The following is a 19,599-nucleotide window of genomic DNA, read 5'->3' as shown; positions in this document are numbered from 1 at the left end:
ACCCCTATCTCTGGAGGAGTCCACGCATGTGCGGAATCGTGGCCTACATCGGCCCCAAGGACGCGACCCCCTTCCTGCTGGAGGGACTCGCCCGGCTGGAGTACCGCGGCTACGACTCGGCCGGCGTCGCCGTCGCCGGACGCACCGGCGGGCTCAAGCTCCGCAAGGTCAAGGGCCGGGTCGCCGACCTCGCGGCAGCCGTACCGGCCCGCTTCAAGGGCGGCACCGGCATCGGCCACACCCGCTGGGCCACCCACGGCGTGCCCAGCGACGCCAACGCCCACCCGCACCTGGACAACGCCGAGCGCATCGCCGTCGTCCACAACGGCATCATCGAGAACGCCGACGAGCTGCGCGCCAAGCTGACCGCCGACGGCGCGGTGTTCCGCTCCGAGACCGACACCGAGGTGCTCTCCCACCTGATCGCCGCCCACGCCGCCGAGGGCGTCGAGCTGGAGGACGCCGTCCGCGCCGCGCTCGGCCGGGTCGTCGGCACCTACGGCATCGCGGTGCTGGACTCCGAGCAGCCCGACCGCATCGTGGTCGCCCGCAACGGCAGCCCGATCGTGCTCGGCATCGGCGAGAAGGAGATGTTCGCCGCCTCCGACGTCTCCGCCCTCGTCCGCTACACCCGCCAGGTGGTGCACCTGGAGGACGGCGAACTCGCCACCGTCCGGGCCGACGGCTTCCGCACCTTCACCGCGGACGCCCGCACCACCCACCGCCAGCCGTCCACCGTCGACTGGGAGATCGACTCCTTCGACACCGGCGGCTACGAGCACTACCTGCTCAAGGAGATCCACGAACAGCCCGGCTCCGTCGAGCGCACCCTCAGCGGTCGGCTCGACGAGCGCTTCAGCACCGCCCACCTGGGCGGCCTCAACCTGGACGCCCGGGAACTGCGCGAGATCCGCCGGGTCAAGATCCTCGGCTGCGGATCCGCCTACTACGCGGGTGAGATGGGCGCGCAGCTGATCGAGGAACTCGCCCGGATCCCCGCCCACAGCGAGCCCGCCTCCGAGTTCCGCTACCGCAACCCGGTGATCGAGGCCGACACCCTGTACGTCGCGGTCAGCCAGTCCGGCGAGACCTACGACACCCTCGCCGCCGTCCAGGAGATCAAGCGCAAGGGCGGTCGCGTCCTCGGCGTCGTCAACACCGTGGGCAGCGCCATCGCCCGCGAGTGCGACGGCGGCATCTACCTCCACGCCGGGCCCGAGGTCTCCGTCGCCTCCACCAAGGCGTTCACCTCCACCGTGGTCGCGTTCGCCCTGCTCGCCCTGCACTTCGGCCGCATCCACGACCTCTCGCCCGCCGACGGCCGCCGGATCGTCTCCGCCCTCCAGGCCCTGCCCGACCAGATCCGCGAGGTGCTGGAGCAGAGCGAGTCCATCGCGAAGCTGGCGGCCGAGTACGCCGACTCGACCGGCATGATGTTCATCGGCCGGGTCCGGGGCTACCCCGTCGCCCGGGAGGGCGCGCAGAAGCTCAAGGAGATCTCCTACGTCCACGCCGAGGCCTACCCGGCGAGCGAGCTCAAGCACGGCCCGCTGGCCCTGATCAGTCCCGAGCTGCCCACCGTCGCCCTCGTCCCGGACGACGAGCTGCTCGACAAGAACCTCACCACCCTCGGCGAGATCAAGGCCCGCTCCGGCCGTGTCATCGCCGTCGCCCACCGCCGGCCCGAGGACAAGCTCGTCGACCACTGCATCCTGGTCCCGAAGAGCGAGCCCGAGCTGGACCCGCTGCTCCTCAACATCCCGCTCCAGCTGCTCGCCTACCACGCGGCGGTCGCCCTCGGCCGGGACGTGGACAAGCCGCGCAACCTGGCGAAGAGCGTCACGGTGGAGTAGGACCGACCGGCGAACGGTGAGCGGGCCCGGCCGCGGTGTGGGTACTGCGGCCGGGCCCGGCCGTCGTTCGCCGTTGGTCGTCCGTCGTTCGTCGTCAGAACACCGAGCAGCCGGAGAGGGTGGTGAGGGTGTCCAGGGCGGTGACGGCGGCGACGGAGTTGCCGGCCTGGTCGAGGCGGGGGCCCCAGGCGCAGACGGCGGCGCGGCCGGGGAGTATCGCGAGGATGCCGCCGCCGACCCCGCTCTTGCCGGGCAGCCCGACGCGGAACGCGAACTCGCCGGCGGCGTCGTAGGTGCCGCAGGTGAGCAGCACGGCGTTGATGCGCTTGGCCTCGCTGCGGGTCATCAGCCGGGTGCCGTCGGTGCGCACGCCGTAGCGGGCGAGGAAGGCACCGGCCAGCACGAGGTCGCGGCAGCTGGCGGCGATGGCGCAGTGGGCGTAGTAGTGCTCCAGCACGGTGTCGACCGGGTTCTGCAGGTTTCCGTGGCTGGCGATGAAGTGGGCGAGGGCGGCGTTGCGGTGGCCGTGCTCGGCCTCGGAGGCGGCGACCACCGGGTCGGTGTCCAGCAGCGGGTTGCCGGACTCGCGGCGCAGGAACTGCCGTACGGCGCCGGACGCGTCGCCGGTCAGGGACTGCAGGCGGTCGGTGACCACCAGGGCGCCCGCGTTGATGAACGGGTTGCGCGGGATGCCGTGCTCGGTCTCCAGCTGCACCAGCGAGTTGAACGGGTTGCCGGAGGGCTCCCGGCCCACGCCCCGCCAGAGGTCCTCGCCGCCGTCACTGCTGTAGGCGAGGGCGAGGGCGAGCGAGAACAGCTTGGAGACGCTCTGGATGGAGAAGGGCCGCTCCCAGTCCCCGACGCCGTGCAGTTCGCCGTCGACGGTGGCCACGGCCATCCCGAAGGCCTCCGGGTCGGCCTCGGCGAGGGCCGGGATGTAGTCGGCGACATGGCCCCGGCCCGTGGTCGCCCGGGCGGCCGCCTGGGCGGCCTCCAGCAGGGCCGGGAAGTCGAGGTTCTCCACATCGAACAAGGTTCTTCACTCCAGGCACGGGCGGTAGGACACGATCGGGACCGGGGGGCCGTGCGGCGGCACCCGGTCCGACCAGTGATTATCCGTGCTCGGGGGAGTGGTGCGGTGGTCAGGGGGGTCAGGGCCGTCAGGGCGCGTTGCTCGGGGCCTGGACCGGCGGGCCGGTCAGCAGGGTGCCGGTCTCGGAGTACGGCCAGCCGTTGGGGACGCAGCCGTGCAGGCCCTTGATCTGCTGCATCATCACCGGCGCCGGCGCCCCGGGGCCGGGGCAGTCCACGTGGCCGTTGCCGAGGATGTGGCCGACCTCGTGGTTGATCGCGAGCGCGTGGTACAGCTCCGGCTGCCCCTGGTAGAACTCGGACAGCTCGGTCCAGCGCTTCAGGTTGATCACCACCTGGTGCTGGACGCCGCAGTTCACCCAGCTGCCGGTGTCCAGGCCGTACTGGCCGCAGATCCGGTCGGTGGACTTCGGGGTCGCCAGGTAGACCGTGAAGTCCACCGGGTCGGCGGGCATCCGCTGGAACGACGCGGTGTCCCCGGCCGCCCAGCCGCGCCGGGTGTCGCCGAGGACCGCGTCCACCTCGGCGGCGAACTGCGCCGGGCTCTCCGCGATCCCGTCCTCCACCCGCACCTTGTAGCGGTACAGGTGCTCCCCGCTGCCGAACCGGGCCGAGCCGCCCGGCGCGGTGGTGAAGGCCAGCGGCGCGGGCTCGCGGTGCCAGGGCTGCCACCACAGCAGGCCGGCGGGCACCGCCGCGACCAGGGTCAGGGCGAGCGCGGCGTTCCGTATTCGACGGGATGGGGCGGCGGGATCGACGGCCATGGTGGTGGGACAACTCCTGGGCAGGGCCGAATGGGCGTACAACGGGAGGAACGGGGACGTCAGTGATGACGGTTCAGGGGGCTCCGTCGGTTGCGGGGGGCGCGCGGTTCCCGGAACCACTCGATGGTGCCACCCGTGCGGCGTGTCCCTGGGGTTCGCGGCCGGATTCGGCTGTCGTAGTGCGGGTCGATCAGCTGCGCTCCGCTGACAGCCCCCTGATCGGTCACCCGACGGGTACGTCACCCGACCGATCCGTCACCCCGCTGGTCCCTCGTCCCGTTGATGTCGATCCCTCACCCGACCCGCCTGGAGGCGCCGTCATGTCCATCACCACCGTCCTCACCGTCGACGGCATGAGCTGCGGCCACTGCGAGAAGACCGTCAGCGCGGGCCTCGCCGCCATCCCCGGGGTCACCGAGGTCGTCGCGCACGCGCCGAGCGGCCGGGTCACCGTGGCCTCCGCCCAGCCGCTGGAGACGGCGGCGGTCCGCAGCGCGGTCGACGGGGCCGGCTTCACCCTCGTCGACGAGATCTGAGCCCGGACCGGTCGCGGCCCGCCGCCGAGGTGTGGCGGGCCGGACCATGCTCTTCTCAGCCCATGCTCTTCGCGCCGTCCAGGGACTCGCGGATGATGTCGGCGTGGCCCGCGTGCTGGGCGGTCTCGGCCACGATGTGCAGCAGCACCCGGCGGGCCGACCACTCGGTGTCCGGCTCGAACCAGGGCGCCTTCGGCAGCGGCTGGGTCGCGTCCAGGTCCGCCAGGGTGGTCACCAACTCGTCGGTGCGGCGAGCGGCTTCGGCGTACGCGGCGAGCACCCCGGCCAGCGTCTCGCCCGGCAGCAGGCGGAACTCGTCGGCCCGGCGGGCCAGGTCCTCCTCCGTCCAGGCGGTGAAGTCCGGCATCGCGGACGGGCCCTCCGCGATGAAGTTCGCCCACATCCGCTCCATCGAGGTCACGTGCTTGACCAGGCCGCCCAGGCACAGCTCGCTCGCGCAGGTCCGCAGGCCGGCCTGCTCGTCGGTGAGGTCACGGGTGGTGAAGCGCAGGAAGTGCCGCTGCTTCTCCAGCGCGACCAGGAGGTCGGCGCGCTCGCCGGTGACGGGGGTGGTGGTGGACGTGGCGGTGGTCATGGTGCCGGCCTTCCGTTCGGTTCCTGCTCCTTCGGACAACCACCACGCTACGGACCATTGCGGCCACTTCCTGTCCTGAATCCCGCGACAATCGGGACATGGCGAACACCAGCACCCGGACCCTGCGACTGCTCTCGCTCCTCCAGACCCACCGCTACTGGCCCGGTGAGGAACTCGCCGACCGGCTCGACGTCTCCGTCCGGACCCTGCGCCGCGACATCGACCGGCTGCGTGAACTCGGCTACCCCGTCGAAGCCCAGCGCGGCGTCGACGGCGGCTACCAGCTGGCCGCCGGCGCGGCCCTGCCCCCGCTGGTCATCGACGACGAGGAGGCGGTCGCCCTCGCCGTCGGGCTCCAGGCCGCCGCCGACAGCCCGGTCGAGGGCGTCGCCGAGGCCTCCGTACGGGTCCTGGCCAAGGTCGTCCAGGTGATGCCCGCGCGGCTGCGCCGCCGGGTCGAGGCACTGCGCGCCGTCACCGTACCCGTCGACTGGGGCACCACCGGCGGCACCGGCGTCGACCCCGACGCCCTCACGGCCGCCGCCCTCGCCTGCCGCGACGGCGAACGGCTGCGCTTCTCGTACACCGCCGCCTCCGTGCAACGCACCGATCGGCACGTCGAACCGCACCGGCTGGTGTGCCTCGACCGGCGCTGGTACCTCGTCGCCTACGACCTCGACCGCGGCGACTGGCGGACCTTCCGCCTCGACCGCCTCACCGCCGCCCAGGCCACCGGCGCCCACTTCGCCCCGCGTGCCCTCCCGGCCACCGACGCCGCCGAGTTCGTCCGCGCGGGCCTCAGCGGCATGCCCCGGCCCAACCGCGTCGAGGCCCTGGTCGACGCCCCCGCCGGCCGCGTCCGCGCCCACGTCGGCCGCTGGGGCGACGTCGAGGCGGTGGACGACGCCCGCTGCCGGCTGCGGATGACCGCCGACTCCCTGGACTGGCCCGCGATGGCCCTGGGCTCCCTGGGTGCGGAGTTCCACGTCGTCCACCCGCCGGAGCTGCGGGAGCTGATCGCGGAGTGGTCGGCCCGCTTCGGGCGGGCGGCGGACGCGGGGGTGGGGGCAGCGGGGGTGGGGGTGGAGAGGGTGGGGGTGGAGTAGGAAGTCGGCCGGGCCGACGTCCGGTGCGGGGCGGCGCCGCGGTGGCTCGTGCCCGCGGGCCTGACCGAGGACGACTTCCGGCAGCTCATCGACGAGTGCCGCCCAGTCGGGCGCGCTGACCGCACCCGGGCGTGCTGACCGGCGGCCGATATCCGGTTGGCCCGGGCGGCGGGCGGGGCGATCATGGCAGGATGTCGGATCTGCTTGAGCGGGTAGCCGCCTTCCACGTCGCCTTCGCCCGCCGCCAGGCGGCCGAGGTCATCGAACTGCCGGAGTTCCCCGGGGTCTTCGCCGTGCGGGACCCGGAGTTCGTGCTCTCCCACGAGCACAACCAGCTGGTCGTCACCGGTCCGGGCACCGACCCGGCAGCCCTGCCGGGGCTGGCGGCGCGCTGGCTCGGGCCGCGCCGGCAGTACGTGATCAGCGTGCTGGACGAGGCGTGGGGCGAGCGGGCCGCGCCGGTGCTGGCCGAGGCCGGTTACGAGTGCAGCGCCGTCGTGGTCCTGGCCAGGGGCACGGCGGGCTGCACACTGCCCGAACCGGCCGCCCTGCCGACGGAGTTCGCCGAACTGCGGGAGGCGGTCCGGCGCCAGCAGAGGGAGTGGTACGAGGACGAGGAGCTGCGCCGACAGCTCACCGACCGTCGGCCGACCAGGCTGCGCGGCGCCGAGCAGGTGCACTTCCTGGCCGCCCGGGCGGCGGACGGCGAGGTCGCCGCCTGGGTCGACCTTTACCTCGAACCGGCCGCGGGACTGGCTCAGTTGGAGGATCTGGTCACCGCGGTACCGCACCGTGGGGCCGGTCACGGCGACACCCTGCTCGCCAGCGGCCTGGCCCTGGCGGCGGCGGCCGGGATCCCGCGGCTGTTCCTGCTGGCGGACGTGGCCGACTGGCCGCGCGAGTGGTACGCGCGCCGGGGCTTCGTCGAGATCGGCCGCAGCCTGTCCTTCCAGACGCACTGACGGCCGGGACGTGCCGGGACGTGCCCGGACACGCGCGGACGTGCCCGGACCTGCGAGGTCGTGCGAGAACGTGCGGATGAGCCAGGATGTGGGCATGGACACGGAGCGGGCGCTGCCCGGTGACCTGATGGCCGTCGACACCCCGGCGCTGCTGCGGCTGGTGGAGCGGGCCGCCGACTTCGGTCTCTCCCAGCGCCCGGACCCGGCCTGGCTGAGGACGCACGCGGCACCCGACGGGCGGCACTACCTGCGGGCGGCACTGTGGCACGCCCTGGCCCACCGCCCGGAACTGCCAAGCCGGTTGCGGTGCGACCTGGTCCTGGAGCTGCGGACCGGCGAGCAGCTGCTGAGCCTGCTGGACGTGCTGCCCGAGGACTTCGCACGGCTGTCGGCCGTGACGTCCCGGGACGAGGGCCTGCCGGTGGCCCGGCTGCTGGGCGGCGGCGGGCTGCGGTCGGTCAGGGAGTTCGAGGAGGGGCTCCAGGGCTGACCGGCGGCGGGGCCGGGCGCCCCCAGTGGCTGGCGACGGTCTCCGCGAAGGCGCGGGCCAGCGGCCCCAGGGTGTCCCAGTCCCGGGCGGCCCAGCCGACGGTGAGGCCCGGCAGGTCGGGCAGCGGGACCAGTCGCAGGCCGGGGTGGCCGGGGCCCTGCCACTCGGGCAGCGCGGGCACCACGGCGTGGCCGAGGCCGAGTTCGGCCAGCAGGATCGCGGTGTCCCAATCGGTGACGCTGGTGTCGAAGACCGGCCGGATCCCCGACTTGCCGAGCCAGTCGTCGAGTTGGGAGCGGGACACCGAGTTCTGCGGCAGTCCGATGAGCCGGGCGTCCTGCAGGTCGGCGGGTTCGATGCGCTCCCGGGCGGCGAGCGGGTCGGCGGCCGCCACGGCCAGCACCCAGGGCAGGTCGGCGACGGGCCGCTGCTCGACGCCGCGGGCCGGGGTGCCGAGGGTGATCCAGGCCAGGTCGACGTGCCCGGCGGTGAGCGCCTCCAGGCAGTTGCGGCTGGAGATGCCGGTCTGGAACTCCAGGCTGACCTGCGGGAACCGCTCGCGGAAGGCCACCACGGCCGCGGACATGAAGTGCCGGATGCTGGTGGCTCCGGTGGTGATCCGCACCGATCCGCCCTCGCCGCGCGCGAGTTCGGCGATGGTCCGCAGCGCGTGGTCGATACCGCCCAGGCCGGTGGCGACGGCGGTCTGCAGATGGCGTCCCGCCTGGGTGGGTACCACTCCACGCGGATGCCGCTCGATCAGGGTCAGGCCCAGCTCACGCTCCAGCCGCTTGACGTGCTGGCTGACGGCGGACTGGCTGCACGCCAGCTCGCGGGCGACGGCGCTGAGCGAGCCGGCCCGGCAGACGGCGGCGAAAACGCGGAGGTCGTCCAGGGTCACGAGCGCCCAGGGTACTGCCGGGGACGAGCCGGTGGCCGCAGGCCCGCCAACCCAAGCGGCAGCTTGGGGGTTTCCCAGGAAATCCACGGATTGACTTGGGGGTTCGCCAGGATCGACCATCGTTGCCAGGGCCCGCGAGAGGGCGGCAACCCGCCCGCTGCCTTCGCGGCGTTCCGGACGCGTAGAGGCGGGGGCACGGCGGGTGTCGACCCATGAGGTCGCTGGTCGAGTGTCGAGACGGTCAGGCAGTCGAGGGGGAGTGGAATGCGGTACGCGGATGGTCCGGGCACCCAGTGCGAGGTGTTCGTCCGGGCCGGCCTGGAACGGGTCTGGGCGCTGGTCACGGACATCGGACTGCCCGCCCGGTTCAGCCCGGAGCTGCAGCGGGTCCAGTGGCTGGACGGCGCGGACGGCCCCGCTCCGGGCGCGCGCTTCGAGGGGTACAACAGCCGGGCGGGCATGCCGGACTGGCGGACGGTCTCCGAGGTGCTGGAGCTGGCCGAGCACCGCGCCTTCGCCTGGGCCGTCATGGACGCGGACGGCCGGTACGGCGACCCGGTGGCGGAGCCGGCCGGCGCGCTGGCCCGCTGGCGCTTCGACCTGGCCGCCGAGGACGGCGGCACGCGAGTGCGCCACTCGGTGGTGATCGGCCCGGGCCGCAGCGGTGTCACCCGGGCGATCGACGCCCGGCCGGAGGCTGAGGAGAAGATCGTCGCCTTCCGGCTGGGCGAGCTGCGGACCGGGATCACGGCGACCCTGGAGGGCGTCAAGGCCCTTGCCGAGGCCGGAAGCCAGCGTGATTGAGGCCGATCGGCAGCCGGACTTCGACGGGTTGTACGGGGCCGTCCGGGCCTCGGCGGAACGCCTCTGCGCGGGCCTGGAGCAGCTCACCGACCGCCAGGCCCGGGAGCCCTCGCTGCTGCCCGGTTGGAGCCGGGGCCATGTGCTGACCCACCTCGCCCGCAGCGTCGACGCCTACCGGTGGACGTTCGCCCTGGCCCGTACCGGCACCGCGCCCGGCCCGCGGGCCGACGCCGCCGAGCTGGCACGGCAGTTGGGCGAGGGCGCGGGGCGCGGCGCCGAGGCGCTGGTGGCCGACCTGCGGGCCGCCCTGGACGGGCTGCTGCGGGACGCCGCCGAACTGCCCGCCGCCCGCCGGGCGGTGCTGGTCCCGGCGCTGGCGGGTTGGCGACACCCGGCCTGGTACCTGCTGTGGCGGGCCTGGCGGGAGCTGGAGGTGCACGGGGTGGACCTGAACCACGGCCTTACGCCGTCCGGTTGGCCGGACGGGTTCGTCCGGCGGGCGCTGGCCGAGACGGTGGCGACGCTGGGCGACCGGGGGATTCCGCTGGCCCGGGTCGAGGCCGAGGACCTCGGCTCGGGGTGGACGGTCAGCAGTTCGGGACCGGTGGTGCGCGGCCCCGGGCGGGTGCTGCTCGCCTGGCTGGCCGGGCGCGGCCCGGCGGCCGACCTGCGGGTGGACGGGGTGGCGGTGTCGGGGCTGCGGGTGGACGGGGTGGCGGTGTCGGGGCTCGACGCACTGCCTGCCCTGCCCACCTGGCCACTGCCGCCGGTGCCGGGCTGGGACTGAGGGGCTCGGGCTCGGGAAGCCGGCGTCCGCTGGACCTCCACCGGCGGCAGCGCACCCCGCTCGCCGAACGGGCCCACCGGCTGCCGGCCCCCGCGGGTGACCCGGGCACCCGCGCTGGCCGGCCCACGTGGACGTCACCCCCGCCTTCGGGCTGGCCGGGGTCACCGGGCTCGCCGAGGCCCGGGAACGGCCGGCCGGTGCGCTGGACGTCCAGCTCGTCGCCTTCCCCCAGCACGGGTGCGGCGCACGCCCGGCGTGGGCGGGTTGCTCGCGGAGGCGGCGGCGAGTGGGCTGGTCGACGCGGTCCGCGGGATCGACCCGGCCGGATTCGACGGCGGCCCGGACGGCCGGGGTCCCGCCCAGCTGGAGCTGCTGTTCGGGCTCGCCGCCGAGCACGGCCTCCAGCTCGACGTCCACCTGCACGACCGGGGGGAGTGCGGCATCGAACGGCTGTGCGAGATCACCCCGAGGGCGGCGGCGGCCGGGCTCGCCGGCCGACTTCATGCTGCTGGGTGGCGAGTGCCTGCCGCAGGTGGTGATCGACCTCCCGCCGCGCGAACTGGTCGTGCGCGCGGGCCGGGTGGTCGCCCGTGAGGGGCGCTCGACCTGCTGACGGCCGCGGGCCCCTGGCCCCCGCCCGGTCGCCGGGTGGGGGCGCCGGCTTTCCGGCCACCCGCGTGCCGCGCGGCTGCCACCGGGCTACTCGGCCTTGAGGTGGGCCAGCGCGGTGATCAGCCGCTCGGCGATGTCCGGCGGCCACGGAAAGGCGACCGTCACCGCCCGCTGGTGCGCCAGCCCGTGCAGCCCCAGCCACAGCGCGACGGTGTCCGAGGAGGCATCGTCGCTGGTGGCCAGGCCGGCGGCGACGCACCCGGCCAGGGCCTCGGTGAGCAGTTGCAGGGACTCCTGGCCGAGGGTGCGCATCTCGTCCGCCGTCACGGCGGTGTCCTGGAGGGCGGGCACCCAGACGCCGCCGAACATGGTGCGGTAGCGCTCCGGGTGGTCCTCGGAGAACCGCAGGTAGGCATGGCAGAGGGCGAGCAGCCGCTGCCGGGGGTCCTCGCCGGCCGCGTCCCGGGCGGCGCGCAGCTGCGCCTCCAGCTGGTCGAAGGCCTGCCGCACCACGGCCAGCATGATGGTCGGCTGGTCGGGGAAGTGCCGGTAGATCGAGGGTGCGGCGATCCCGACCCGGCGGGCGACCGACCGCAGGGTGACGGCGGTCTCGGTGCCGGCCTGGTCGAGCAGTTCGACCGCGGCGGCCACGATGTCGTCCCGCAGGCGGGCGCCCTCCCCACGGCGGTTGCGCGGGCGGCTGGGGGGTGCGCTCGGTTCGTTGTCCATGGCGTGAGCTTACAGGTGAGAACTTACGGCCGACAGCTCTTGTGCGCCCTGAGATTACATGTGTAACTTTACGTCTGTATTCACACATCGGCCGATATGGAGCGACGCCATGAACGACACCCTCTCCACCCGTGCCACCGAGGTCGTCCTGCCTGGCACCGTCGACCCGGACGGCCTTCAGGTGCGCAGCCGCGACCTCCCGCTGCCCACCGCGGGCCGGGTCCTGCTGCGGATGGACGCGACCGGCGTCTCCTTCGCCGAGCAGCAGATGCGCCGCGGCAAGTACTACGACCAGCCGCCCTTCCCCTTCGTGCCCGGCTACGACGTGGTCGGCACGGTCGTCGCGACCGGCCCGGAGGTCGACCCCGCGCTGGTCGGGCGGCGGTTCGCCGCCGTCACCAAGACCGGCGCCTGGGCCAGCCTCCAACTGCTCGACGCCGCCGACCTGGTAGCGGTGCCGAACGGTGTCACGGCCGCCGACGCGGAGACCGTCGTGGTCAACGGGGTGACGGCCTGGCAGATGCTGCACCGCACCGCGAAGGTGCCGTCGGGCGCCACGATCGTGGTGCTCGGCGCCAACGGCGGCGTCGGGTCGACGCTGGTGCAACTGGCCCGGCACGCCGGGATCACGGTGATCGGCACGGCGTCCGTCCGGCACCACGACACCGTCCGCCGGCTGGGCGCGACCCCGGTCGACTACCGCGACCCGGATGCCTACCGGCGCATCCGGGAGCTCGCACCGGACGGCGTCGACGCGGTGTTCGACCACGTCGGCGGCGCCGGACTGGAGGAATCGTGGCGGCTGCTGCGCCGCGGCGGCGTCCTGGTGTCCTACGGCACCGCCGCCACCAAGGACGAGGAGGGCGACTCGCGGCTCCCGGTGCTGAAGCTGTTCGCCCGGCTGGCGCTCTGGAACCACCTCCCCAACGGCCGGTCCGCGCACTTCTACAACTTCTGGGCGGGCAGCCGCCGCCCGGCCGCCTTCCGCGCCCGGCTGCGCGAGGACCTCACCCGGGTGCTGGCCCTGCTGGCCGACGGCACGCTCACCGCCCAGATCGCTGCGGAGTTCCCGTTGGACGAGGCCGCAGCCGCGCTCGCCCTGGCCGAGTCGCGCACCGTCGCGGGCAAGGTCGTCATCGTCGGCCAACGACGGTCTTCGAACTCCTCGCGAAACTCATGAAGCCCTGAACTCTCCCTTCCCGCAACAGGATTGGGGCTCCCCGGTCAGGCCGCGCCGGCGGAGGCCTCCGCGATGCGGGCCTCGATGTCCTGGAGGATCGGCCGGTAGGTCTCCTCGTACAGGCGCATCCTGGTCAGGCACTCGGCGAACAGCCGCCGGGAGCGGGCCTTGCGGTGGGGCATCAGGCCGTAGCGGCGCAGCCGCACCGAGCGCATGTCGACCATGAAACCGGGCCGGCAACGCACCCCGTGGGCGTGGCGCACCTCCTCCTCGGCCTCCCGCAGCAGGCTCAGGTAGGCGTCGTGGCCGGTCTTCCAGCGGGCGGCCTCCGCCGGGGTCCCGGGCACCGCGACGCCGCGCAGGGGTGGTGCGGTCGGGTCGACGACGTCATAGAGGGTGAACTCCAGCCCCTCGGGCACCTGGGCCCACGGCACGACGCGCCACGGCCACGGGATCAAGGTGAAGGTGTGCTGCTGTACGCGGATCACGCGGCCCCCCGGTGGCTGTGCGCGTCGGCCGGAGCCCGGCATCCGGGGGCCTCGCCCCCAGGGTAGGGGAACCGGCGCGGCTGTGGTCGGCACTGTTCGCACGGTGCCGGACGGGGTCTTCACTTCGTTTCAGGGCCCGACCGGCAGGGCCTGCCCGCTCTCGTCTTTCCCGGGCGGGCCGGGGGTCAGCCGGTGGGGGTGCCGACCTGGTCGCGTTCGAGCGCGGAGCGCAGGGCGGCCAGGGTCCGTGCGGTCGCCGACAGGGTGGGGGCGTCGAGGGCGTCCGCGAGCAGCTCGGCCAGGCCCTCCCTGAAGGTCCGCTCCGCCGCCTCGACGAGCCGCGCCCCGTCGTCGGTCAGGACCAGCAGCGAGGACCGGCGGTCCGCGGGGTTCGGCCGGCGGGCGGCCCAGCCCTGCTTCTCCAGGCGGTCGATGCCCTTGCTGGTCGCTCCGACACCGATGGCGAACACGGCGGCGAGGTCGGCCACCCGGCAACCGGGGTGGCGGCGCAGGTGGTCCAGGAACTCGTACTGCGAGGTCACGATCCCGTGCCGCTCGCGGAGCCGGTCGTTGAGGGCGTTGTACAGGCGCGTCTCGCACCGGACCAGGTCGGCGAAGAACTCCGGGAGATCGGCTGCGGAGACGGCTCCGTTCAATGTAGCTTCCACGGCATATAGTGTACGGGAAGCTACTTGAGGCAGGAGTGTGCCCATGAGCAGGGAGCAGCGCAGCCGGATCGATGCGATGCTGCGGCAGCCGAGGGCGGCCGGGCAGTCGGGGCCTGAGGGGCAGTCAGGACCTGGGGGACAGTCGGGGGCCGAGGCGAAGTCGGGGGCAGTGGGGCCGCCGTCGGTGGAGGAGATTCGGGCCGGGTTCCGGGAGCTGATGGCCGGGATGGTCGTGCCCCACGACTCCATCCGCACCGCGCCGACCGTCCTCGGTGACCGGCCCGCGCTGCGCGTCGAGCCGAGGGGCGGGGCGGATGACGTGGCGGAGCGCGGTTCGGACGGTGGTCCGGGGGCGGGGACGATCCTCTACTTCCACGGCGGCGGCTGGGTCTTCGGCTCGCCGGAGACCGCACTCTCGCTGACCGGCAACCTGGTGGCCAGGACCGGTCTCGGGGCGTACTCGCTGGACTACCGGCTCGCCCCCGAACACCCCTTCCCGGCCGCGATCGAGGACTGCCTGAGCGCCTACCGCGCCCTCCTCGACCAGGGCGAGGATCCCTCGGAAGTCGTCTTCGCCGGGGACTCGGCCGGCGGCGGACTCGCCGTCACCACCTGCCTCGCCGCCCGGGACGCGGGCCTGCCGCAGCCCGCCGCCGTACTCGCCTTCTCCCCGGGCCTCGACGCCACCCGGAGCGGCGCGAGCATGCGGACCAAGGAGGGCATCGACCCGATCTTCACCCGGGCCGCCCTGGACCACACCGGGGCGATGTACCTCGGCGGAGCCGATCCTCGGCAGCCGCTGCTCAGCCCGGCCGTGCACGCCGACCTCACCGGCCTGCCCCCGATGCTGATCCAGGTCGGCACCAACGAACTGCTGCTGGACGACTCCACCCGGCTGGCCGCGCGGGCGAGCGCGGCGGGCGTGGACGTCGTCCTGGACATCACCGCCGATGCGCCGCACGTGTTCCAGTGCTTCACCGGCGTCCTGGACGAGGCGGACGAGGCGCTCGACCGCGCCGCCCTCTTCCTGCGTCAGCGGATCCGCGCCGGGCGGACACCGACCGCGTAGCCGCGCACCGGCCGGACGGCTGTGCACCGGTCGCGTAGCCATCCACTGGCCGGGTGGCCGTGCACCGGTCGCGTAGCCATCCACTGGTCGGGTGGCCGTGCACCGGTCGGCCCTGATGGGGTCGGCCCGTGATCAGGCCCCGGCGCCCGCCTGGCGGAGCAGGTAGGCGCCGGAGGCGGCGGCCAGCAGGGTCATGCAGGCGGCGAACACCAGACCCGCGTGGGCCAGGCCGATCGGCCCGGTGAGCAGGCCGACGCCGATCACCGGGATCGAGATGCCGAAGTAGGCGACCACGAACAGCGCCGACAGGGCACCGCCGCGGTGCTCCGCCGGGCTCGCGGCGGCGACCTCGCCCACCGCGCCGCGCAGGCCCATGCCCTGCCCGGCGCCGCCCACCAGCGCGGCGAGCACCAGGAAGGCCAGGACGGCCCAGGCCAGCGAGCCCGCCAGCAGGGCCAGCCCGGCGATCAGCACCAGGCAGCCCAGCGGAATGGCCCGCGCGGTGCCCAGCCGGGGGACCAGGAGCTGGCCCAGGGTGGAGGCCAGGAAGGCCGAGGAGACGACCAGGCCGACCAGCGCCCGGTTGTGCACGCCCAGGCCCTCGGCGAGGAAGGCCGGGCTGACCGAGGTGAACAGGCCCAGCAGCGAGAACCCGGCGAAGGCCGCGAGCGCGGCCGGCACGAACACCCGCCGGACCTCCGGCGGCAGACCGGGCCGGACCGGCCGGGCGGTGCGCAGCGGACGGGCACCGGCGACGGTCTCCGGCAGCCACAGAAGGGCACCGACGGCCGCGGCGACCAGCACCAGGTGCACGACGAACGGCAGCACCAGCGGGTGCGGGGCGTACTGGGAGAGCAGGCCCGCCAGCAGCGGTCCGAAGCCCAGGCCGCCCATGTTGGCCGCGGTCGCGACGAAGCCCGCCCGCCCCCGGTGCCGTGGCGGCGCCAGTTCCAGCACGTACGCCGTGGCGGTACCGGTGAACACGCCCGCCGACAGACCGGACAGCAGCCGGCCCAGGAACAGCAGCGGCACGCTGTCCGCCGTCAGGAACACGACCGCGCTGCAGGCCGAGCTGACCAGCCCGCACAGCAGCACCGGTCGGCGCCCGACCGTGTCGGAGACATTGCCGACCAGCAGCAGGATGCCGATGACCCCGAAGGCGTACACGGCGAACACCACCGTCACCGTCAGCTCGGAGAAGCCGATCCGCTCCTGGTACAGCCCGTACAGCGGAGTGGGCAGGGTGGTCCCGGTCATGCAGACGGCGAAGGCGAAGGCGGCGAGCAGGTAGTCCGTCCGGGCGGCAGGTGGTGGGACGGTCCGATGATCGGTCACCAGCCCACGATAGGCGCGCCACCCGGCCCGGCCCACGGCTCACCGGCGCCCGCTGGGCCAGTTGGACCTGGGACCGGATCGACGCCATCAGCATCCCGCGCCCCCGCGCCACCGCGGCTCGGTGGGCGCCCACGCCCACTGGAGCAGCCGGGCGGAGAGGGGTCACCGTCGACTACGGTCGGACCCCGGCCGGGATGGTGCCGAACGCGTGCCCAACGCGAGACCGACCAGCCACAGGCCGAGCATGCCGACCGGCAGTACGGGGAGCGGTACGGCGAGCAGTCCGGCCAGGTCGCCGGTCGCGTAGGAGAACCCGGTGGCGTGGTAGTCGCCGTCGCCGTCGCCCCCCATTGCCACCGCTGTCGCCGTCGCCGTACTCGACGGGTAGGGCGGCGCCGATGCGGTGGCTGCCGCCGATCGGCGAGTCCTCGGTCACCGTTCGGCCGTCGTCGGAGCGGGACCCTCCGGCACAGGAGGTGATCAGGTGGGGCTCGGCCGGGTTGCCTCCCCAGCAGCGGTCGGCGGTCAGCATGCCCGGCCGGCCGCTGTGTTCGTCTTGCTCATGCCCTGGTTCCTCGGGGTCGTGCCGTCCTCGGGCGGGCGGGCCGCCGGGGCGAGGGGCCGCCGGGGCGACGGGGGCGATCATGTCAGACGGCACGTGCGGTCTTCGGCGGGGACGGCGGGAGTTCGCCGATCCGGGCGGGACGGTCGGGCCTGCGTTCATCGCCGGGGCGGGGCGGGGCGGGGTGGGGCGGTGCTGGGCTGGGCGGGGCAGTCGGGCCTTCGGCCGTGGGCCCGGGGGCGAGGGCTGGGGGGAGCGCTGGTCCTGGGTCGACTCGCCGTGTTCGTGGCGGAGTTGGCGGGGCCGGGTGGCGCCGGCGGGCGGTGCCGGCCGACGGTGCCGGCGGTCAGAGCTTGTCGGCCGCGCGGACCCGGTGGAGGTGGATCAGCAGGTCGTAGCCGGCGCTGAGGGCGAGGGTGGGCAGCGGGTCGCGGCGGAAGGTGGTACCGGCGTCGTAGGTCGGGCGGGCGGTCGCCAGCCAGGCGCGGGCCGCGGGCGGGGCCTGGCGCAGGTCGAGGTAGAAGTCGCGGGGGCGGACCCGGTCGAGGAGGTACTCGTTCATGCCCAGCGTCGCGGGCGGCACGGTGGCGCTCCGCCAGCCGTCGGCGAACGGGTCGGCCTCGGTGAGGAAGGAGCCGCCGCCGAAGGTGAAGCCGATGCTGACGTAGTCGGCGCCGAGCGCGTCGCGCAGCAGGGAGCCCCCCGTCCGGGGGTACAGCGCGGGGTCGGACGACACGAAGCCGACGTGCCCGTTGTGCGCCGAGAGCAGCACCTTGCCGCCGAGGCGGCGCTGCCACCACAGGGTGTTGTCCGCCATCGCCCGGTCGCGGAGCACCTGCGCGGCGGTGACGGAGGAGCCGTCCTCGGTCCGCACGGTGCAGAAGGCGAAGGAGCGGGCGATGTTCCGGGCGTGCAGGACGGCCCAGTCGTACTCCTCGTCGCCGTCCCGGCCGGTCGCGGCGACCAGCTCCAGCGCCTGCTGCGCCAGGTCCGCGTTGCGCTGCCGCTCGGGCAGCTGGGTCCGGGTCAGGTAGCCGACGACGTCGCCGAACGGCCGCAGGCCGGCGTACAGCTGCTCGACGCCCGACAGCGAGGCCGGGGCGGCCTTCCGCAGGTAGGCGGTGACCTCGGCGAAGGGCTGGTCGCCGATCCCGGGGAAGCCGAGGTCGGTGCCCACGAAGTGGACCGGGTGCTGCGGCCCGGTGCCGTTGTACGCGCGCATCCAGCCGATCAGGTCGGCGAACTCCCGCCGTTGCCAGGGCGATCCGGCCATGACCCGGCGGACCAGCCGCTGGGCGTCGTCGTCGCCCTGGCCCTGCACGAAGGCGTCGATTTGCAGGCCCGCGGACCAACTGGCCTCCAGGGCGAAGGTGGTGAAGCCCTTCTCCTCGACCAGGTAGCGGAGCACCCGGTGCTTCATGGTGAAGAACTCGTGCGAACCATGGGTGGCCTCGCCGAGGCCGACGACCCGGGCGTCGCCGATCATCGCGCCCAGCGCCCGTAGGCCGCCGGTCGGGGCGTCGGGCTCGGTGGAGCGCAGGAGGTGGGCGATCCGGTCCAGGTCCGCGGAGACGGTCGCGGACTGCGGGGCCGGGCCCGTCACCGATGCGGCCCTGGCCCTTCCCGGGGTGAGCAGCGCGGCGGTGGCGGCGACTGCGGTGCCCGTGGTGGCGGGCAGCACGGTCCGGCGGGCGATCGGCTTCAGGGTCACGGTCATGATGGCTACTCCTCGGCTCATGGGTTCGACCCGGGGCGGTCGCGGGGGCGATCGGTTCGTGCGGGTCGATCGGTTCAACTCGTCCGGCCGCCCTGGCCGGTGAGAGAATCCTCCGCCGAGGAGGGGGTGCGGCGCGCTGGGGCGGGCCGCCAGGTCTCTCGGGGGGCAACCCCACCGGCCCCGGGCCCTTGGGGGCACCGGGACGGTTCCCCTAGGGTCACCTGGACGGGTGGGCGAACTGCTGGTAACGGGCGGCGCACCCGCATTGCCACCGGCCTGGCCACTCCGCCGGACGCTCAGCGTCCTCGTGGACGGTATGGTCGCCGTCGCGCTGACCCTGTACGCGCTGCTGGTCTCCAACTTCCTCGACACGTTCAGCAACGTGCTCCAGCTGACCGTCGTCCTCCTCGGCCCCAGCACCGCCATCTACGCCACCGACATCCTGCTGCGCCGCAACCACTACGACGGCCGGGCCCTCACCGACGAGACCCCGGGCAGCCCCTTCTGGTACCGCGCGGGCGTCAATCCGGCCGGCGCGGTCGCCCTCCTGGCGGGCGTGGCCACCTCGGCCCTCTGCGTCGACACCCTCTACACCGGCCCCGTCGCGGCCCTGACGGGCGTCGACCTGGCCCTCCCGGTGGGCATCGCGGTGGCCGCCCTGGTCTACGCCCTCATCGCGCGGAGGACGGTGCTGCGCCGGAGGGGTTGAGGCCGAGGGCAGTTGGGGCGGTTGACCAGCGCGCAGGAAGTCGGCCAGTCCGACTTCCTGCGCGGGCCTGTCTTGGGCCCGCTCGGCGTGGGGCTGCCTATGGTGGTTGCGGGTGCGGGGTTGGGTCGCCGCCGGGTGTTGCGGGGGCGTTTGGGTGGGGGCGGGAAGTCGGTGGGTTCGACGTCCTGTGTCGGCGTTGGCCTCCGGGGGTCGGGGACCGTGCTGGGTGGGCCTGGGTGGGTGTGCTTCCGGGAGTTGGGGCGTGGCGCAGGAAGTCGGGCGGCTCGACTTCCTGCGCTGGGGTCTTCGGTGTGGGTCGGCCTGGTTGGGGTGGGGGCTGTCCTCCGGGTGTCGGGGTCGTTTGGGCAGGGCACGGGAGGTGGCAGGTCCGGGTGTGGTGGCGGGGCGCCGTCGTCGTGGTGGAGGGGGTGACCGGGGCGGGGCGAATGCAGGTGGGTGAGCTAGGGGCATCGGGGGCCGGGGCGGTGCTCCGGCCGGCCTCGGGGAGGGGGCGGGAACGTCGTGCCGGGTGGGGTTGGTGAATGGTGCTGTGCCCCAGGGGAGTTGCTCTGCCCGGACGGTCGTCTGCCCCCGCGTTCGGCGTTGGATGTCGGAGATCTCGGTTATGGTGCGGACCGGC

The 19,599-nt window shown here is 74.1% G+C and carries 19 protein-coding genes and 1 pseudogene; 10 read left to right on the top strand and 10 right to left on the bottom strand.

Annotated elements, in window-relative coordinates:
- Positions 1-26 precede the first annotated feature (26 nt).
- Entirely contained in the window at positions 27-1,853 is a 1,827-nt protein-coding gene (glmS, locus tag ACZ7BZ_RS29515) for a glutamine--fructose-6-phosphate transaminase (isomerizing) (RefSeq protein ID WP_380460980.1), read from the top strand.
- Positions 1,854-1,947: 94 nt separating this feature from the next.
- Here the strand turns inward: glmS and ACZ7BZ_RS29510 are convergent, their stop codons facing one another.
- The gene (locus ACZ7BZ_RS29510) at positions 1,948-2,877 is read right to left on the bottom strand and encodes a glutaminase (protein WP_470361014.1); all 930 of its coding nucleotides are present in this window, start codon (positions 2,875-2,877) and stop codon (positions 1,948-1,950) included.
- Between the two features lie 136 nt (positions 2,878-3,013).
- Positions 3,014-3,709 (bottom strand): DUF3152 domain-containing protein, encoded by a 696-nt coding sequence (locus ACZ7BZ_RS29505; protein ID WP_470360994.1) that lies wholly within the window; start codon positions 3,707-3,709, stop codon positions 3,014-3,016.
- A gap of 320 nt (positions 3,710-4,029) precedes the next feature.
- On the opposite strand from ACZ7BZ_RS29505, the gene ACZ7BZ_RS29500 reads away from it, so the two are divergent.
- A complete protein-coding gene (locus ACZ7BZ_RS29500; RefSeq protein ID WP_188304488.1) occupies positions 4,030-4,245 on the top strand; it encodes a heavy-metal-associated domain-containing protein in 216 nt (71 codons plus the stop codon).
- A gap of 55 nt (positions 4,246-4,300) precedes the next feature.
- Here ACZ7BZ_RS29500 and ACZ7BZ_RS29495 read toward each other — a convergent pair whose 3' ends face one another.
- On the bottom strand, positions 4,301-4,840 hold the full coding sequence (locus tag ACZ7BZ_RS29495) for a DinB family protein (RefSeq protein ID WP_470360993.1): 540 nt from the start codon (positions 4,838-4,840) through the stop codon (positions 4,301-4,303).
- Between the two features lie 98 nt (positions 4,841-4,938).
- Between ACZ7BZ_RS29495 and ACZ7BZ_RS29490 the strand changes: the two genes are divergently transcribed.
- The 3 genes from ACZ7BZ_RS29490 to ACZ7BZ_RS29480 all read left to right on the top strand — a co-directional run bounded on the left by ACZ7BZ_RS29490 (position 4,939) and on the right by ACZ7BZ_RS29480 (position 7,398).
- The gene (locus ACZ7BZ_RS29490) at positions 4,939-5,946 is read left to right on the top strand and encodes a helix-turn-helix transcriptional regulator (protein ID WP_470360991.1); all 1,008 of its coding nucleotides are present in this window, start codon (positions 4,939-4,941) and stop codon (positions 5,944-5,946) included.
- A gap of 191 nt (positions 5,947-6,137) precedes the next feature.
- Entirely contained in the window at positions 6,138-6,908 is a 771-nt protein-coding gene (locus ACZ7BZ_RS29485) for a GNAT family N-acetyltransferase (protein WP_470360990.1), read from the top strand.
- Positions 6,909-7,002: 94 nt separating this feature from the next.
- On the top strand, positions 7,003-7,398 hold the full coding sequence (locus tag ACZ7BZ_RS29480) for a hypothetical protein (protein WP_470360989.1): 396 nt from the start codon (positions 7,003-7,005) through the stop codon (positions 7,396-7,398).
- Here ACZ7BZ_RS29480 and ACZ7BZ_RS29475 read toward each other — a convergent pair.
- Entirely contained in the window at positions 7,367-8,299 is a 933-nt protein-coding gene (locus tag ACZ7BZ_RS29475) for a LysR family transcriptional regulator (RefSeq protein WP_470360988.1), read from the bottom strand. The genes ACZ7BZ_RS29480 and ACZ7BZ_RS29475 overlap by 32 nt on opposite strands.
- A 264-nt stretch (positions 8,300-8,563) precedes the next feature.
- Between ACZ7BZ_RS29475 and ACZ7BZ_RS29470 the strand changes: the two genes are divergently transcribed.
- Positions 8,564-9,103 (top strand): SRPBCC family protein, encoded by a 540-nt coding sequence (locus ACZ7BZ_RS29470; RefSeq protein WP_470360987.1) that lies wholly within the window; start codon positions 8,564-8,566, stop codon positions 9,101-9,103.
- Positions 9,096-9,890 (top strand): maleylpyruvate isomerase family mycothiol-dependent enzyme, encoded by a 795-nt coding sequence (locus tag ACZ7BZ_RS29465; protein ID WP_470360986.1) that lies wholly within the window; start codon positions 9,096-9,098, stop codon positions 9,888-9,890. Before ACZ7BZ_RS29470 ends, ACZ7BZ_RS29465 begins: the two co-directional genes overlap by 8 nt.
- 699 nt (positions 9,891-10,589) lie before the next feature.
- On the opposite strand, the gene ACZ7BZ_RS29460 is transcribed toward ACZ7BZ_RS29465, so the two are convergent.
- The gene (locus tag ACZ7BZ_RS29460) at positions 10,590-11,231 is read right to left on the bottom strand and encodes a TetR/AcrR family transcriptional regulator (protein WP_470360985.1); all 642 of its coding nucleotides are present in this window, start codon (positions 11,229-11,231) and stop codon (positions 10,590-10,592) included.
- A 109-nt stretch (positions 11,232-11,340) separates the two neighbouring features.
- Between ACZ7BZ_RS29460 and ACZ7BZ_RS29455 the strand changes: the two genes are divergently transcribed.
- Positions 11,341-12,411 (top strand): medium chain dehydrogenase/reductase family protein, encoded by a 1,071-nt coding sequence (locus ACZ7BZ_RS29455; protein WP_470360984.1) that lies wholly within the window; start codon positions 11,341-11,343, stop codon positions 12,409-12,411.
- A gap of 44 nt (positions 12,412-12,455) precedes the next feature.
- On the opposite strand, the gene ACZ7BZ_RS29450 is transcribed toward ACZ7BZ_RS29455, so the two are convergent.
- Both ACZ7BZ_RS29450 and ACZ7BZ_RS29445 read right to left on the bottom strand, forming a co-directional pair.
- Positions 12,456-12,899 (bottom strand): hypothetical protein, encoded by a 444-nt coding sequence (locus ACZ7BZ_RS29450; RefSeq protein ID WP_470360983.1) that lies wholly within the window; start codon positions 12,897-12,899, stop codon positions 12,456-12,458.
- 185 nt (positions 12,900-13,084) lie between these two features.
- A complete protein-coding gene (locus ACZ7BZ_RS29445) occupies positions 13,085-13,567 on the bottom strand; it encodes a MarR family winged helix-turn-helix transcriptional regulator (protein WP_470360982.1) in 483 nt (160 codons plus the stop codon).
- A 43-nt stretch (positions 13,568-13,610) separates the two neighbouring features.
- On the opposite strand from ACZ7BZ_RS29445, the gene ACZ7BZ_RS29440 reads away from it, so the two are divergent.
- Positions 13,611-14,636, top strand: coding sequence for an alpha/beta hydrolase (locus ACZ7BZ_RS29440; RefSeq protein ID WP_470360981.1), 1,026 nt, complete (start codon positions 13,611-13,613; stop codon positions 14,634-14,636).
- 132 nt (positions 14,637-14,768) lie between these two features.
- Here ACZ7BZ_RS29440 and ACZ7BZ_RS29435 read toward each other — a convergent pair whose 3' ends face one another.
- From ACZ7BZ_RS29435 to ACZ7BZ_RS29425, 3 genes are all read right to left on the bottom strand, one after another.
- Complete coding sequence (locus tag ACZ7BZ_RS29435) at positions 14,769-15,971, bottom strand: MFS transporter (RefSeq protein ID WP_470360980.1); 1,203 nt, start codon at positions 15,969-15,971, stop codon at positions 14,769-14,771.
- 162 nt (positions 15,972-16,133) lie between these two features.
- Entirely contained in the window at positions 16,134-16,322 is a 189-nt protein-coding gene (locus ACZ7BZ_RS29430) for a hypothetical protein (RefSeq protein ID WP_470360979.1), read from the bottom strand.
- 557 nt (positions 16,323-16,879) lie between these two features.
- On the bottom strand, positions 16,880-18,250 hold the full coding sequence (locus ACZ7BZ_RS29425) for an erythromycin esterase family protein (protein ID WP_470360978.1): 1,371 nt from the start codon (positions 18,248-18,250) through the stop codon (positions 16,880-16,882).
- Positions 18,251-18,533: 283 nt separating this feature from the next.
- Between ACZ7BZ_RS29425 and ACZ7BZ_RS29420 the strand changes: the two are divergent.
- Positions 18,534-18,959 (top strand): annotated as a pseudogene (locus tag ACZ7BZ_RS29420) (cytosine permease); the annotation flags it as partial.
- Positions 18,960-19,599 lie beyond the last annotated feature (640 nt).

The organism is Kitasatospora sp. NPDC036934 (assembly GCF_055608425.1).
This window is presented reverse-complemented; position numbering and strand designations above follow the sequence as displayed.